The organism is Chryseobacterium sp. MMO-72 (assembly GCF_037146035.1).
In the GTDB taxonomy this organism is placed as follows: Bacteria; Bacteroidota; Bacteroidia; order Flavobacteriales; family Weeksellaceae; genus Chryseobacterium; species Chryseobacterium indicum.
The window spans coordinates 38,014-54,493 of the sequence record NZ_JBBCWG010000012.1 but is presented as its reverse complement, the minus strand read 5'-3'; the positions used below and the strand labels follow the sequence as shown (position 1 = coordinate 54,493).

Here is a 16,480-nt window from a genome sequence, read left to right as displayed (position 1 = left end):
AACTTTGTGCTCTTAGTGGTTAATCTTAAACAGCATTTTGTTTTCTTTCATAAAATAATGAAATCGCGACCATTGCTACATAAAATAAAAAAATCTAATTTTCATTCATATCATTTTGTGCTTTATAATTATTTTTACCACAAAGGTCGCAATAGGTTCCACAAGGGACATACAATAAATGCTTGAGCTCTTTGTGAAAAACTTTGAGCTCTTAGTGGTTAACCCTAAACAGCATTTTGTTTTCTTTCGTAGAATAATGAAATTGCGACCATTGCTATATAAAATAAAAACAGGAAAATGATTTCTTTTGCTATTCCTCCGATTCCGCTGTTTCTTAAAATAATATCATAATAAGCATTCAACCCCCAGTTCATAGGAGAGAATTTGGCGATGGCTTGCATAAATTCGGGCATTAAAAATACAGGAACCCAGATTCCGCCGACTGCCGCCAAAACCACCACCGAAGTCGCACCAAACGGAGCAGACTGTTCCTGCGTATTGGCTACCGTTCCTAAAAGTACACCAAATCCGATGGCTGCCAAACCTGCAAAAATGGTGACGACAATAAGCGGAAACATTTTTCCGGTAACATCAAACTGCGGAAGATCCATGTAAGGAAAAAGATAAATTCCCACCGCAACCATCAGCAAAAACTGGATCACACAGATGATGAGATAGGTAAATGTTTTTCCTAAAATATGAACGAAATAGGGAGTCGGGCTGATTCTCGCTCTTACGCTTGTTCCCTGACTTTTTTCTTTTACAAGGTTAATAGATAAAGGAACGACAATGAAGAATATCGCAAACAGCGCCCAAGCCGGAACGTTATGCTGAACGGAATTCGGCATGATGTCTGTTTTTCCTTTTTTCGGAGTGATTTCTTTAAAACTGATTAAATTTTTAGTTTTTCCGAGATCTTCCGTAGTTCCCAACTGATCCTGAAAGGCTTTGTAGATTTTTTTGTTCTCAATCTCAAAAACCATTTTGTTGACGGCAGTCATCACATTGTTTTTGAACCCGATATTGGTTGCCGGATCAAAATACAGATGAATATCATCAGATTTAACGGGACTTTCCTTCACAGATGGCGAGTCATTTTCAAGCCCAAATGAACTGACAATGGCCTGAACTTTAGATTCTACATTGGAATTGATGTTCTTTGTTAAATTTTTCGGAATAACAATCGCCATCTGATAATCTCCTCCGAAAACCGCTTTTTCAGCAGATTTTTCCGTAAAATTGGTAAGAAGTTCGAACGTTTTACCATTTTCGAATTCTTTTTTGATGTTTTGTGAAATCTCAGATTTGTCGTTATCAATAAAAATAATCGGAATTTTTGTGCCTTCCAGATTTTTAAAGGTAGAATCCTGAATTAAAGTAATGGTAATAATCAACAGCAAAGGCATCACAAAAATGATGACAATTCCTCCGATATCTCTTTTCAGCAAAAGAATCTCCTTAATGAAACTCCGCCACAATTTATACAACAACATCTCGTAATTCTTTTCCGGTTAATGATATAAAAACGTCTTCTAAATTTTCCGCATTGGAAACCTTACTGATTAATTCTTCAGGTGTTCCGACAGCATGGATTTTACCATGATCGATGATGGCGATTTTGGTACAGAATTCTTCCGCTTCAGAAAGGTGATGGGAAGTGTAGATGATGCACGTTCCTTTTTTATTTAAATCCAAAAGATAATCGATAATCGCTTTTTTAGACTGAACATCCACACCAACGGTCGGTTCATCCAGAAATAAAACTTTCGGGTTATGAAGAGTTCCTGCAATCAGATTACAGCGGCGTTTCATTCCTCCGGAAAACTGTTCCACTTTTTTGTCTGCAAATTTCGACAAACCCATGATTTCCAGAGATTCAGTGATCGAATTCTTTAAATTTTTGTGACTCAATCCGTAAAGGCTTCCGAAAAACATTAAATTTTCTCTTGCCGTTAAAGTCGGGTACAAAGCATATTCCTGCGGAACGATCCCGATGATTTGTCTTAATTTGAAACCGTTCTTCTGTGGCGAAAGTCCGTCAATTGTAAAATGTCCGGAAGTCGGTTTTATCAATCCGGAAAGCATGGAAATTAATGTTGTCTTTCCTGCGCCGTTGGGTCCGAGAATTCCGTAGATTTCGTTTTTGGCAATACTCAGCGAAATATTGTTTACAGAAAAGTCTTCTGCATTTTTATATTTTTTGTAGAGATTTTTTATTTCTATGATGAAATTTGACATTTTTTGTTTTGGAATAATTAATAATTAGAATTATAATCTAAATTTTTTCAAGTTGCTTATAATAAACTTTAGCAATAAAATTACTCCGTTAATTTAAACACAATTAATTTTGCATCAATTAAATTTGCTGGATTATTTGGGTCTTTAACCTGCACATTTTTTATAGTCAAATTTGGATTTCCTAAAGTTTCTACTTTAGTCTTACTTTCAGAAGGAAAACTCTCATATTTTGCATTTGGAATAATAGCCACTAATTCAAAAATATTTGAAGATGGTGTATACAAATAATTGAAAACTCGTCTTGGATTTTGAATTTGCCACATTCCTCGGATTCTCAGGTTAGTAATTCCTAAGGGGTCAACACGATTTACTCGTCCTAATTCATTTGTTTCAGCAAGTTCAACATTCGGAATTTCGTTAATTCCTTCTGTGATTTTTTGTTTGATTATTTGATATGTCTCATGATTTGCGGCATAAATATTTCCGTAAACCATCCATAATGATTTTATGCTGTCGTCAGTTGTATGTCCAATACAGTATATCAAATCCTTTTCTGTCCAATCTTCACAAGTTCTGCAAGATTGGGTAATTAATTTACTAATTGATTGAACGGTGGATTTAGGATATGAGCTATTCAAAGCCAAATCAGAATTTGCAGTTTGTGTTTTCTTAACTTCAATAGCATCTCCGCCTTTTATCATTATATCTGGTGGATGATTTTGATTGCCTAACCAAGAAAATTCTTCGCTGTATCTCCGCATTTTTTCTAACTCATCTTCGTTTTGAATAGTGTTTACAAAAGCATCTTTTACAAAAGTTTCCAATGCTTCCCCGATATTATTTACTCTATTTCTTGCAGAATAAAGGCTTCTAATGGTATAAATAGGATTTTGAGCAATATTTACAATGGCTTCTAAAATATTTGTCATACCGTAACTAATTCATTTGTGTTAATTTCCTTTTGATTTTGGATTTGATTTCTCAAAATTTGTTGTTTAATTGTGTTAGCTAAAAAATGAGCCAAATTAACAGGTACCGCATTTCCAATCATTTTATAACCTGCAGAAACATTATCATAATAAAAGATAAAATCATCTGGAAAAGTTTGAACTCTAGCACATTCTCTAACACTTAATCTTCTGTACAAATGTTCTTGTCCGGGAACAAAAACTCTAATGTTTTGCTCAATAAATTTCATTTTTGGAGCTTGAGGATGAATAGGAGCATGTCTTCCTCCGGCCTGAATTGTAAAAGATTGTTCATCCCAACTTCTCACACGATTTCTTGACATGAAAATGGTAGAAAATCCACCCGTCATATATTCATGATTTGGAATTGCACAATGATTTCCGTTGGTTTTATTATTTGTTTTTGCAGGCAAAACATTTTCTTTCAAATCAGAAATTGCATTTTGCAAAGTTAATTTTGGGAAATTTGGTTTTTGAAATTCATATTTAAAGCCTAAATCTTTTCGAATTCCTACAAAAATCACACGTTTTCTATCTTGTGGGACATTATAATCACAGGCATTTAACATTTCAAAAGAAAGTTCATATCCAATTCCTGCATTTCTAAACATTTCTTTAATATTTTCTAAAGCAGATGAATGTCGACCAAGCAACATTCCACTTACGTTTTCGGCAAGAAAAAATTTAGGCTGTTTTGCTTCTAAAATTCTTATAAAATCAAAAAATAATTGTCCTCTTTTATCGTTAATCCCTTTCATTGCACCAGCTTCACTCCAGCTTTGACAAGGTGGTCCTCCGATAATTCCGTCACATTCAGGAACTTCATCAGAAGGAACGTTTACGATGCTTCTCTTATCTAAAACCGTGTGAGGATGATTTTTCTGGTAAGTTTCCCAAATTTCTTTGTCATATTCATTTGCCCAGATAACATTAAATCCAGCTTTTTGAAATCCAAGATCAAGCCCACCTGCGCCTGCAAAAAATGATACTATATTCATGATAATGTTGATTTTTTAGATTTTAAATAAGCTATTTTTTCTTCGGCTAAAGCTAAAGTCTGCTCATCGCAATTATTTTCATATATTTTTTTAGCAATCAAATCACTAAAATATTCTGTTCTCAATTTCAAAATATCTAAATTAAATACTTCCGCCAATAAGATTAGTCTTTTTTGGTCAAATTCACGTTTATTATTTTCAATTTTGCTGAGATTGGCGGAATCTAAATCTAATTTAGCAGCCAATTGAGTAAGCGTAAGACAATTTTCGGTTCTTAACCCCTTTATGTATTCTCCAAATGTTTCTCTCATTAGACTTGTCATTTATTGACAAATTTAATTTTTATTTTTGAAATGGAAAAAAATTATATTAAATAAGTTAATCAGCTAGCTTTGAAATGGAAAATTTATATTGCTTTTCTCAGTTTTTTATAAAAAGCTTCTTCCAGATCGGCAATGTGAAGCATTGATTTTGATAATTGGTTATAAATATCGCTCTTGGAGTTCCTGTTTTTGTACACTCTTGCAATATCTACCGCGAAGTCTCTCCACAGATCACCAATTGCCGTAATTTCTTTAGAAAGTTCTCTTAATTCATCATTTTTAAGAATAACGGCTGCTTCCTGCAAAAATGCACCGTAAATAAATCTGAATCCGCCACCACCAGTTCCGATTTCTTCCTGCATTCTGATCAGTTGTCCCAGATAGTGATTGGTGGTTTTCGTTCCTTTTTTGGTCGCCCATTTCGGGATGCTTTTTGCTACCCATCTCATGGCTTTTACACCAATGATTGGAACCGGAGCCAACATATTTTTACAGGTATCTTTTATTCCTTTTTTTATCGCCTCTTCCAGATTTACATGATCCGGAATGTGAGTAGGGTAGTACATATGACCTTTCGGCGGAAGCGCTCCTTTGGCGTATCTCACTTTTTCCAGCTCGGCTTCAGTAAGGGTTGTGGTGTAATCCATCACAGGATCGCTGATCAGGAATTTTCCATCTTCTTTTCCGTAAACAACGAGATTGTGAGCGTTAAAATGGAATTTATATTCTTCGGGAAAATAAGTAAGGTTAAAAACGCCGACCTGCAAACCTGTCGGAATATTATTATTGAGGTTTCTTTCCAAAGCTTTTTGTGCTTCGGCAGGATTGGAAAATTTTTCTCTTTTGATTTTAATTCCCAGTCTTTTTGCGGCTTTGCTGAAAATGGCTCCCGGCATCGGACGATAGCTGAAACCCGGTGCAAAATTAACTTTCAGGAAAGGTAAATACACGAAAAATAATCCGGAACCGATTCCGAAGATCATAGGCTCACTGAGCTTCAGTCCTTTATTCAATAATAAATTGGAGGCAACACCGTTTTCGCAATGGGCAGTCTGGTGATGTTCAAAATTAAGTTCCATTCGTCTCTTCTCTTTTTATCGCGGGAAATAATGTATGTTTCATACTGTAGAGATTCTTCCTTTATCAGAATGACAAGCTGAGTAGCTCTCTACTTTAAACGAATTATTTAACCCTTGAAGTTTTTTAATTCATCCACCGAAATACCGAAAGCATCGGCATATTTTTTCAGTACGGAATCGCTTAGTGTTTTAAATATTTTTGGTTTTCCATGTCTTTTCACGCGCCACTGCCACATTCCAACATAGGCTGCAAGAACCTGCATATCCATTTTATTCAGCTCCATGAAATAGACAATCGGGCTTGCTGTATTGTTAGCAACATTTTGTCTTGCTTCTTCAATTCTTTCATTAATTAAAGCCAAAGATTCGTCCAAAGCAGCTTTTTTAGCTTCCCAGCCGGTGCTGTTTGCGGTGGTGTAGTTGTTATTTTCATCTGTAACGTACAAAACCTCAGTCATATTCGCTGACTTTAAGTTGCTTTCGTCTTGTGGAAGGTCTTGTTTTTTCATCTGAAATTAATATTGAAAGATGGTTTGAATGAGTTCGCTAAGATAATAAAAATGTGCAACATCGTATTATTGTGTTTTCGGATGTTTTTAAGAAGGATGTCAGGTTTTTTCTTTTGAAAAATAGTACCCAAAATGGTTATTTCCGAGTGTTGTTTTTGAATTTACATTTGTTATGATCTTTAAATAAAATTAATAACTATAAATTCTTTTGATCATGATTAAAAATTATTTCCAAAGAGAAATCGAGATTTCAGGAACACAGTCAAGAGGAGCTGCGAATTCCTCCAAAGAAGTATCAAAAATACAAAGCTGGCTAAACCTTTATGCTTTTTTAAATTCTTCAAAGGGAACTTCAACTGGGATTGATGGTGACTTCGGACCGGCTACAGAAAAAGCGGTGAAGAATTACCAAAAAGCAAACGGACTTCCTGAAGATGGTATTGTAACCCAAGAGCTTTTCCGGAGAATGGCAGATCCTATGATTAAAGCTTTTACCCAGCGTGTTGTGGGAACGGGATTAAGGGAATTGATGGTGAATGCCGCAAAACATCACCTTGTTGCCGGAGCACGGGAACTTACCATAAAAGGGGAAGGAAACAGAGGTCCTTGGGTGAGAGCTTATATGGATGGGAGCGAGGGAAAGAAACAGCTTTGGTGTATGGGATTTGTGCAGACGATTTTAGATCAGGCAACAAGTCAGATAGGAGGCAATTTTACCAGTATCGTGAAAAGAAGCTTCAGTTGCGATACGGTAGCTGGAGAAGCGCAGAACAGAGGTAATTTTATTGGCTGTACTTTGGTTAGAAATCGTGAATATCTTGTTCAGCCGGGTGATATTTTTCTTTTGCAGAGCAGTACAAACAGCCACGACTGGGTTCATACTGGAATTGTTGTTGAAAGTAACGGAGATGTTTTTGAAACCATAGAAGGGAATACCAATGCAGACGGAAGCGAAAATGGATACGGTGTTTTACGCAGAACCAGAAATTTTATGAAATCTAAACTGGATATCATCAAAATTGATTAATCAGGAGAGGGATTAAAAACAAAGAAGCTGATCTTTTGGAACAGCTTCTTTGTTTATTTATGATTTCACTTCCTGAATAAATAGAGTAATTTCCGCTCTTATCAGCAGTTCATCATCATTGAATGTCTCACAAAAAATCTGACAGATATTTTCAAACTGCGAAACCAATGAGGCTTTTGAAATGATTTTGTTGCCGACTTTGGGCAAAGTAAATATTTCAATTTTTTTTATGTTGGTAATGAAGCCAATTACTTTTGTTTCTGTTTCCGGATTTTCAAAAAAGCTCTGCCCTAAAATTGAGGAGCAGGTTTGAGCTGCATTTTCTATGAGTCCAGCTTCAACGAATACATTATCGTGAACAAAAATATTGTCTTCTTTTATTTCAAAGGAAGTAATCACTTTTTCTTTCGTCAATTCCAGAATATAATCTGTCATCAGCATCGGTTCGCGATGCGGGAGAAAGTTGTGGATATTGATGATGTTTTCTTCCTTAATTTTCATTGGAATTTCAATTTTATTTTATCAGACCTCATAGGTTTCAAAAACCTATGAGGTCTATCTAAGTATAAATTACATTACAACCGTTTTCATTTGAGATTTTGCAATAACCTCATCGTTGATCTTTGTTACAATATCGACTAAAGTTACCCCCATCATTTCGTTAATGATAGATACTTCTGAGGTTAGTTTGTCTCCCAATTTCGGTAACTGTATGGCTTCAAAAGTTTTGATAGCACCAATGTAACCTGTCGGAGCTTCTTTTCCTAATAAATAATACTTGTAGCCGGTGTGTAAAGCCACACTCTGCGCCTGATGTTCTATCAAACCTGAAGCCTGAAAAATGCCGTTCTGAACAAAAATATTGTCTTCTTTAATTTCAAAACCTGAAATCAGGTCGCTTTCTGAATATTCTGAAATGCTGTTGACCATCACAAAAGGAAATCGCTGCGGAATTAAGCTTTCCACAAAGTCCTGATCGGAGGTTGGTAGTCTGTTTTCCATTAGCAAACCGTTAGCAAAGCACAGGAATAAGCAAATCTTCCACTTTCAGGAACACAAAGAAGTACTTTTTCTCCTTTTTTCAGCTTTCCGGAATTCATTATTTCTTCCAAAGCTACAAAAATAGAACCTGCACCGATATTTCCAACTTCAGAAAGATTGTAATACCATTTTTCCCAAGGGAAATCCAGTCCTACATTGGCAAATTCTTCTTTAAGCCCTTCTTTAAAATAGCCTGAAGAAATATGCGCCAAAACATGGTCGACTGATTCCGGATCAAGTTCATGCTTATCAAAAGATGATCTTAAACTTTCAGCACCTTTTACCAGAATATATTTATCTAAAATTTTCGTGTCCTGTTTCAATGCAAAAATAGACTGTTTCAGCCATTCGTCGGACGGATAATCTGCCCACGATTTCAGGCTTCCGTCTTCCTGCTTTTCACAACCTGCATACATACAGGCTTCGATCTCGTGTGCGTAAGAATAGAAATCAATCCATTCTACTTTAAGATTTATTGCGTTTTCTCTCGGTTTATTTTCAAGTAAAAAAGCTCCGGCTCCGTCGGAAAGCATCCATCTTAAAAATTCTCTTTTGAAAGCAATGATGGGTCTTTCTTCCAGCAAAACCAGATTTTCTGCTTCATGGTTGAATTTATCCGCCGTCATCCAAGCCGACATTCTTTCGGAACCTGCGCAGACTGCTTTATCCTGAACTCCAGCTTTTACAGAAAGAAACCCGTAGTTCAAAGCATTCATTCCGGAGTTGCACAATCCGGTTGCGGTATTTATTTCGATAGATTTTCCGATGTTCAGTTCGCCATGTACCATGGATGCGTGAGAAGGCTGAATCTGATCCGGAGAAGTTGTTCCCACGGATAATAATTTCATGTCTTCCTTTTTGAAATTTTCGTCAAAAAGTCCTTCAATTGCCTTGGCTGTGATCTGAGCATTGGTATGTGTAGGATTTCCTTCTTTATCTAAAGCATAATATCTTGTCGTAATTTTATTATTTCTTAAGATCAGAGCTTTTGCTTTAGATTTTGCACCGTTTATATAACCAAGATACGTTTCCATTTCATCATTAGAAACCGGCTCATTGGGTAGGTATTTTGATGCTTTTGTTATAAATACGTCGTACATTCTATTTTATATTAATTCCTTGTAAATATTCTCTTTGTTTCTTTCTTTTAAACCAGAAAAAAGGTGTTGTTAATAAGTGTAAAACCAATACGATAGGAGAAATAATCCATATCGCCGCCATCAAATATACCTTAAAGAATTTAATAAGCAATGGTCGTTTTTCTTTTTTCTTCATGATAAGGTCGGACCAGATGGTGAAAATTTTGTTTCCCACTTTTTCCACTCTTACCAGAAAAGCGCGGATTTCCACGGCTCCGTTTTTCACGAGATCAGGCTGTAAAGTATCCAGATCATTTCTGCTGAAATGTTTTTCAATAATTTCTCCGTATTTTACAGAACCTTTTATTTCTTCATCCGAAACTCCGGCGGCAGGAAGAATTCCCGATTTTTCTTTTTTTCCGGTAGTCAGCCAGCGGAGAATGGTGAGAACACTGGTATAATTATCGTGTCGGTCTACCAGAGCGATATTTCCTACTAATTTCGCATTCATATTTTTTAAATATCCCTTCAGCTTTTCCTGAGAATACATCCACATATTTCTCGTTGCTGAAACGGTAACAACCGGAGTATCTTTCAGGATGTTTTCTGCAAAGCCGCTTTTCAGGAATGAAATGATCGGGATGGAAGGTGTTAAATACCAAACCTGATAACCAAAGATAATCAAATCAAACTTTTTGTTCATCACTTCTTCCGGCGGCGGCAGAATTTCACTCGGGATCTGTAGGTAAGATTCCGGGAAAGTATTGAAGAATACATCATTCGGCCACGGAAAAGGAAAGTCTTTTTTCAGCTTAATATTGTAATACGTAACATTGTACTCCTCCTTTTTGGCTTCAAAAGGTAGGGCAATGTTTTTTACAATATCGGTAAGTTGTCCGGTTTGTGAATAATATATAACGAGTATCTCTTTTTGCATGGGTTATCCTTATCGTTTACAAAAATATGCTTTTCATATTTATTATTCAGAACGAAATACTTTTAAAGATTCAGAACTGAATTTCAGTGTATAATTATTATTTTCCGGTGACGTATTTTTTACATTCAGAAAAATAACAGTTTCTGGAAGATCAGCTAAAGTATCTGCTTTGAAACTTTCGTCCGAAACCAGAAGAACGTCAATCTTTTTATCAATTTCCGTACTGTTTTTTAGGTATCTAATTTTTCTTTTTTTAACCAAATAAATCTGTTCGGCGATTTCTCTTTTTTCTTCATCTTTTATTAAACTGAAGATTTTTCGGCTCGCCTGCTGAAGTGTAAGTAAAACGTTTTTCTGTCCGAAATCATCTGCAATATGCAAAATGTTTGCATCTTTCGGAATATGTTTATTCAGTTCAAAATAAACCGATTTATTTTTGTTAAAATCTTCTTTTACTTCCTGTACCACTTCATTATCTTTATATAAATAGCTCAGGAATAGTTTTTTCTTAAAATAATTTTCATCTTCTAGCTCATTTCTGAATTTCGCAAACTGCTCCCTGAAAAAAGCGTTGATCTTTTTTGTTCTTTCGGAATAATTTTTCCCGAAGCGTTCGTCATTTTTATCAATTCTGTCGCCCACTTTTACAGTAATTGAACCGTCGTAAATAATAAAGTCTCCTTTTGGCTGTACTTCAGAATTTCCGTGAATGTAAACAGGGAGCACATCCAGCCCGAATTCTTCCGCGATATAAAACGCTCCTTTATGGAATCTTTTGATGTCGTTGGTATAAGAACGCTCTGCTTCCGGAAAAACAACCAAAGAATATCCCTGATCTACTTTTTCTTTCAGTTTTTCCATTCCGTTTTCAATACCCTGAGAAACGGGATAAAATCCTAACGCTCTTACCATCTTTCCGAAAATAGGAGAGTTATACACCCAGTCATTCACAAGATAAATGATTTTATGTGTTGTCATGGCTAGAGCCAATGTATCCAGAAACGAAGTGTGATTGGCGATAATGACTGCAGGTCTGCTGAAATCTTCATTCGGGTTTTTAATGAGCTTTTTCTTTACAAATGGATTCGTATAAAGGACAGAAGTTAAAAATTTCGCTAAAATTAATTTAATAAAGTTTAATGTTTTGCCTTTCGATCGTTTTACAAACAGGCTTCCGATGGCGGAAAAAAGCAATCCACCCAATCCGTAATACAGAAAAGACAATACTGCATTGAAAAATAATCTGAAGGTAACCGGAGAAAGTCCTTTTTTAGCCCTGTTCGTAATCAGCAAACGGAACCAGAACGGATATAAGGTTGAGGTGATGATGATGACGGAGAACATCCCGATTAAAGCCACCAAAGCTAATGAATGCAAAGCAGGGTGTTTGGCGAAAATTAATGAACCGATGGATAAAATGGTCGTGAAAACCGCCAGAATAATGGATGTTCTGTAGGTAGGAAGCTCGTTTTTTCCGGTAGTGTGCTCTTTCTGCATTGCCTGTGTAAGGAAAATACTGAAATCGTCTCCGACTCCGAAAACCAGAGTGCAGACAACGGTGCTGAAAATATTCAGTTCCAGACCTAAAAAGTAAAGAATTCCCGCTGTAACCACTCCTGTTAAAACAATCGGAAACATCGTAAGAACCGTTAATTCAAAATTACGGAAGAACACAATGATCGTTAAAATAATCGCCAAAAGAGAATAATTAATTAACGTGTTAAAATCATTTTTCAGCAAGCCCAGAAAGTTTTCGTTCATCTGCTGACGGTCGATTGCCAAAGCATCATGCTTTTTTTCAACGTCTTTAATGAAGGCGTCCCTTTTCCTTTCGTCTACTTTTACCACATTGGAAACTGTGTAAAAATTGTTTTCCTGAGTCAGAAATTCAGAAATCTGAAGGGCTTTTACTTTTTCGTAGTCTTTTAAGGTTAACGTAGAATAGTTTTTATTTAAATTTTCATTGAAATGATCGAAAGCGGAACTGTTAAATCCGAATTGATTTCCGTTTTTAATTAATTCAGAAACCGTTTCATTCTTTTTATTTTCATCCCAGAATTTTTTCCAGTTTTCAATTCTTTGCTGCTGGTCTTTTTCAGAAAGAACAACATTTCCAAGAGAATTGTAGCTTAAAATTTTACCTTCTTTTTTTTCTTTTTCTAAAAACTGGCTTAGCTCAGAATTTCTGGATAAAGCCTGTTCTTCGGAATCACCGTAAGAAATTGTGTAGATGGATTTTGACGTAATATCGGAAAGTTTCTCCAGTTTCGCTTCGCTTATTTTTAAATCTTTCGGAATATAATTCAGATCACCGATGTCTTCGTTAAAACCTACTTTTCTGAAACCGAAAAGACACGCAATAATAATAACCGAACAGATAATAATTAAAGGTTTGTTTTTCTCATACGGATACGAACCGATTTTATCGATGAAATTTGCATTGACTGCTTTTTCTTTTTTCTTCGGATGATACAGTTGCGGAACAATAATTAAAGCGGTGACGGAAGATAAAATAACCGTTATGGCAGCGAAAAGTCCCAGATCTTTCAACGCTTCCGAACGCACAAAAACAAGGCATAAAAAAGAAACAGCCGTTGTTGCGCTGCTTAAAACAATAGGCTGCGTAATTTCTTTGTAAAGCTCTTCAATATTGTTGTTGTGCTTGTAATGCGTCAAAATATGAAGGGCGTAATCAATCGTAATTCCTATCAAAATGGCTCCCACGCTCAGAGAAATTGCCGAAATTTTATCTTTAATGAAGTATAAAATCAAAAGAGCAAGCAAAACTGAGAAAACCGTCGGAAGAAATACAATAATCGGTGTAAAAACATTCCTGAAATAATAAATAAGGATCAGCAGAAGAACCGTCATCGAAATGATAACCGTATTCTGAATGTCTTTTTTGATCTGTTGTGCATTCGCAACCGCAATAACAGGCGAGCCGAAATAGCTGATTTCTGTTTTTCCTCTGAATTTTGCGTTGAGGTTTTCTTTGATGTTGTTTAACTGATTAACAAACGCTTCGTTGTTTTTGGTGTCGTTGCTTTTATTTTTGGGATCAATAAAAAGCAGCAGGTTTTTTCCGTCTTTGGTTACGATGTAATTATCTTCCAGCTTAAAATCTTTGCTGATGTTTAAAGCATTGAGTTTTTTGATTCCCAGAAAAGTTATTCCGAGCGGATCTTTTTTAATGAATTCTTTGGTAACAAGACTGGTGGGCGAAACCAGAGAAACGTAGTTGTTTTCTACCTGTTTGGCAATGCTGTCTTTCTGAAGTTTTCTCTCAATTTCTTTGTAATCGTTTTCATTCAGAAATAAAGGCAGATTCTGATTGACGAAATCAAAGGTTTCCGAAATTTCACTGTCATTTACTTTTCCCTGAACCGAACCGATGTATTTTTCCAGAGGTTCAATTTGATGTAAAAAAGCATCGGCAGTCTCCGAAAGCTGAAAATTTTCTTCTTTGGATCTGTTTTCGATAATCACGATGATCTTGTCTGAAAAATTGAGCTGTTTCAGAACTTTTGCGGTAAGATCAGATTTTTCGTTTTTAGGAATAATCTGATTGATGTCTTCCTCAAAATTGATTTTTGAAGCGAAAAAGAGACACAAAATGGCGATTCCGACCGAAAAAAATACGGACAGAAGTTTGTTTTTAGAGATCAGATAATATAAAAATATGAAAAAACGATGCATTACATTATAAAAATCAGGTTTGCAAATTTAAATTTTTCGGGGGGAGTTCAAAATTTTTTATCACAAGTTTTATCTGAAAATCAATAAAATATTTAGTAAAAATGAAAAAAAAATATACTTTTGCAAAAGTTCCCAATTGATGAAGCGTGTTTTAAAACAAAAATTGACTAAGTCTGAACTTAGGTTTTGATATGTTTAAACTATTTGATGAAAAAATAAACGGATTTTTATTTATTATAATCTTTCCTTTCCTTCTCTTTTTCATGTCCTATTACGGATTTGAGACTTCTTACGTTGTAGGAATCAAGTCTTGGGAAAAAGCGCCGGATTTTATGTTTTCGTCGGTCTATGCATATCGTGTAATCCCGAATTACCTCAGTGTACACGTTACAGAAGCGATAACTTCCATTGTAAATAATGATCTTCCTTTTGCAAAAAGTTTTCTTTTGAAGCAGGGTTCATTGTTTTACCACAGTACTTTTTTAATCAACGTTTTCTTTTTTCTGCTGACTTCATTTGTTCTGCATAAAATTTTAGAACTTAAGCCCGTAGAAATTCTTTCAAACCGGAAAATCAGAAGAATGGTTCATCTTATTGCGGTATTTTTTATCGTTATTCTTCAGTATGTTCCGACCAATTGCGACTGTATCGCGATCTTTTTTTATGTTTTTGGGATGTTTTTAACGTTAAAATATTTACAGCATAAAAAACCTACAGATTTATTGGGATTAAGTATTGTGATATTTATTTCAACTTTTGTGCGGGAAACCGCCTGTCTCAATATCGCTTTTTTTGCAGCGGTTTTTATTGATCCTGAAAATCTGAAGAACAGGAATTTCGTTTTCATAAAAGAAACTTTTTTGCTGGTGATTGCGTTTGTGCTTCCTTACATTGCTTTAAGGCTGGTAATTCCGCAGAAAGCTTCTTTTGTGGAGGGAATTTATTTAATTAAAAATTTCACAAGTCCTTATAATCTTACAGGACTTTTATTCGGAATTTTAGGTGTCTATTTCAGTTACAGTTTTTCTGATGAGACCGGAAAGATGATGACGAAAAAATATTTGTTTTTTGCGCTGCCGTATCTTTTAATGATTACTTTAGTAGGGCTTTTCTGGGAAACCAGATTGTTTATGCCTTTGCTGATTACGGGAATCGTAACGGCTTCTTATCAGTTTAAAAATAGTTTACCGGAAAGATGAGTTTACTGCATCCATATTATATTATTGCCATTCTCTATATGCTGTTTTTCAGCTATCAGGAAGTTTTTCATGGTAAGGTTGAAAAAAAATGGCTTTGGTTCTTGGGAATATATCTCATGATTATTGCAGGGCTTCGCGATCAGGTAGGGCCGGATTACGGCAGTTATCGTGGGATTTACGTGTATTCGGATACCAAAGATTACATCTCGCTCATTATGAAGGGTTTGGGGATGAAGGGGCCTCAGCCGATTGAAGTAGAGTGGCTGTATGTATTTATCAATAAAATTTTGCTGAATGTCTTCGATGCGCCGTTTTATATTCTAACCTTGGTTATTGCCATTCTCGCCGTTTACTTTAAAGTAGAATATACGGATGATAATACGTTTTATCCGTTTACCTTTATGCTTTTCATGTTCATTCCCGGCTTCTTTATCGGGGAAAGCGGTCAGATCCGGCAAAATCTTGCTTCATTTATTGCTTATTTTGGAATAAGATACATTAAAGAAAGAAAACTGATTGCTTATCTTCTCTGTATCTATCTTGCAGCGGGGGTGCATACGGTTTGTTATATCCTAATACCGATGTACTGGTTGGTAAGAATACCGCTGAACAGATTTGTAATGCTTTTTATGATTATTACCTCTGTTTTCCTGTCTCCGTTTGAGGTGTATCGTGTCTTTGGGGATTTTATGACGAGTATTGCTTCAGACAGTACCGTTTCCATAGGTTTTAACGGTTATGTAGATGAAACGGTGGAAAGGCTTAACGGGGCGATCGGTATTCCTGAAGTGATGATGGCAATTCTCACCTTTTTCCTTTTTGTTTTTGATGAAAAGATGAAAGAGAAATTTCCTTATTATGAATACCATCGTGCTTATGTTGTAATCGGGGTTTGTTTTTATTTCATTTTCAGAGATAATCCTATTTTCTCTTCAAGACTTGCGGGAGTATTCATCGGTTTTGCATATATTATCATTCCCAATGCAATGTATGTGGTTTCGGAAAATACAAAAAAGTTGATCTATGCTTTTATAATCGCTCTTACAGTGTTCAACTTTGTCGTTTTCTCAAGCTTTAAGAATATTGTAAACGGAAACTTCACATGGGATCTTTATAAGAATCATATTTTACCATAAAATGGCTTCAGACCTTTGTAAATAAAAAAGACAATGCTGTTTTGCGTTGTCTTTTTTTTATTCAATTATCTGCCGAATTATCAGAGTATTAAAATTAATTCAACTTTATAACTAATATGTAAAAATTTGACGAAAATGCCTTAATTTCGTATAACCTAAGTTTGAAATGAGATATTAGCATCTGTAATTATAAATTGTAGATAATTGTTTTGTAAATTTATTTTATTATAATGTACTTTTATAAAATAAT

The 16,480-nt window shown here is 35.3% G+C and carries 15 protein-coding genes; 3 read left to right on the top strand and 12 right to left on the bottom strand.

Translation table 11 applies throughout. The features are described 5' to 3' along the window. Nucleotides 1–224 precede the first annotated feature (224 nt). The 7 genes from WFH39_RS15605 to WFH39_RS15575 all read right to left on the bottom strand — a co-directional run bounded on the left by WFH39_RS15605 (nt 225) and on the right by WFH39_RS15575 (nt 6,115). Nucleotides 225–1,493 carry an ABC transporter permease gene (locus tag WFH39_RS15605; protein ID WP_336690535.1) on the bottom strand — a complete coding sequence of 423 codons (1,269 nt, stop codon included), beginning with the start codon at nt 1,491–1,493 and terminating at the stop codon, nt 225–227. Next, nucleotides 1,480–2,238, bottom strand: coding sequence for an ABC transporter ATP-binding protein (locus WFH39_RS15600; RefSeq protein ID WP_336690534.1), 759 nt, complete (start codon nt 2,236–2,238; stop codon nt 1,480–1,482). Before WFH39_RS15600 ends, WFH39_RS15605 begins: the two co-directional genes overlap by 14 nt. A gap of 80 nt (nt 2,239–2,318) precedes the next feature. After that, nucleotides 2,319–3,167, bottom strand: coding sequence for an NgoPII family restriction endonuclease (locus tag WFH39_RS15595; RefSeq protein WP_336690533.1), 849 nt, complete (start codon nt 3,165–3,167; stop codon nt 2,319–2,321). Then, nucleotides 3,164–4,204, bottom strand: coding sequence for a DNA cytosine methyltransferase (locus WFH39_RS15590; protein WP_336690531.1), 1,041 nt, complete (start codon nt 4,202–4,204; stop codon nt 3,164–3,166). Before WFH39_RS15590 ends, WFH39_RS15595 begins: the two co-directional genes overlap by 4 nt. Continuing rightward, on the bottom strand, nt 4,201–4,515 hold the full coding sequence (locus WFH39_RS15585; protein WP_336690530.1) for a helix-turn-helix domain-containing protein: 315 nt from the start codon (nt 4,513–4,515) through the stop codon (nt 4,201–4,203). Before WFH39_RS15585 ends, WFH39_RS15590 begins: the two co-directional genes overlap by 4 nt. Before the next feature lie 95 nt (nt 4,516–4,610). Further along, the gene (locus tag WFH39_RS15580; protein ID WP_336690529.1) at nt 4,611–5,606 is read right to left on the bottom strand and encodes a BtrH N-terminal domain-containing protein; all 996 of its coding nucleotides are present in this window, start codon (nt 5,604–5,606) and stop codon (nt 4,611–4,613) included. Nucleotides 5,607–5,713: 107 nt separating this feature from the next. After that, complete coding sequence (locus WFH39_RS15575; RefSeq protein ID WP_235131630.1) at nt 5,714–6,115, bottom strand: hypothetical protein; 402 nt, start codon at nt 6,113–6,115, stop codon at nt 5,714–5,716. Nucleotides 6,116–6,329: 214 nt separating this feature from the next. On the opposite strand from WFH39_RS15575, the gene WFH39_RS15570 reads away from it, so the two are divergent. Beyond that, nucleotides 6,330–7,142: a peptidoglycan-binding domain-containing protein gene (locus WFH39_RS15570; protein WP_336690528.1), complete on the top strand. Its 813-nt coding sequence runs from the start codon at nt 6,330–6,332 to the stop codon at nt 7,140–7,142. Between the two features lie 57 nt (nt 7,143–7,199). On the opposite strand, the gene WFH39_RS15565 is transcribed toward WFH39_RS15570, so the two are convergent. The 5 genes from WFH39_RS15565 to WFH39_RS15545 all read right to left on the bottom strand — a co-directional run bounded on the left by WFH39_RS15565 (nt 7,200) and on the right by WFH39_RS15545 (nt 13,895). Next, nucleotides 7,200–7,643 carry an ABC transporter permease gene (locus WFH39_RS15565; protein WP_087708371.1) on the bottom strand — a complete coding sequence of 148 codons (444 nt, stop codon included), beginning with the start codon at nt 7,641–7,643 and terminating at the stop codon, nt 7,200–7,202. A 69-nt stretch (nt 7,644–7,712) separates the two neighbouring features. Next, entirely contained in the window at nt 7,713–8,144 is a 432-nt protein-coding gene (locus WFH39_RS15560) for a hypothetical protein (protein WP_336690527.1), read from the bottom strand. Continuing rightward, nucleotides 8,144–9,283 carry a beta-ketoacyl-ACP synthase III gene (locus WFH39_RS15555; protein WP_336690526.1) on the bottom strand — a complete coding sequence of 380 codons (1,140 nt, stop codon included), beginning with the start codon at nt 9,281–9,283 and terminating at the stop codon, nt 8,144–8,146. The genes WFH39_RS15560 and WFH39_RS15555 overlap by 1 nt, the downstream gene beginning before the upstream one ends. A gap of 1 nt (nt 9,284) precedes the next feature. Then, nucleotides 9,285–10,199: a dialkylrecorsinol condensing enzyme DarA gene (locus WFH39_RS15550; RefSeq protein ID WP_336690525.1), complete on the bottom strand. Its 915-nt coding sequence runs from the start codon at nt 10,197–10,199 to the stop codon at nt 9,285–9,287. 42 nt (nt 10,200–10,241) lie between these two features. Then, nucleotides 10,242–13,895 (bottom strand): MMPL family transporter, encoded by a 3,654-nt coding sequence (locus WFH39_RS15545; protein ID WP_336690524.1) that lies wholly within the window; start codon nt 13,893–13,895, stop codon nt 10,242–10,244. Nucleotides 13,896–14,086: 191 nt separating this feature from the next. Between WFH39_RS15545 and WFH39_RS15540 the strand changes: the two genes are divergently transcribed. Continuing rightward, the gene (locus WFH39_RS15540; protein WP_336690523.1) at nt 14,087–15,094 is read left to right on the top strand and encodes a hypothetical protein; all 1,008 of its coding nucleotides are present in this window, start codon (nt 14,087–14,089) and stop codon (nt 15,092–15,094) included. Further along, the gene (locus WFH39_RS15535; protein ID WP_214587503.1) at nt 15,091–16,230 is read left to right on the top strand and encodes an EpsG family protein; all 1,140 of its coding nucleotides are present in this window, start codon (nt 15,091–15,093) and stop codon (nt 16,228–16,230) included. The genes WFH39_RS15540 and WFH39_RS15535 overlap by 4 nt, the downstream gene beginning before the upstream one ends. Nucleotides 16,231–16,480: the final 250 nt, after the last annotated feature.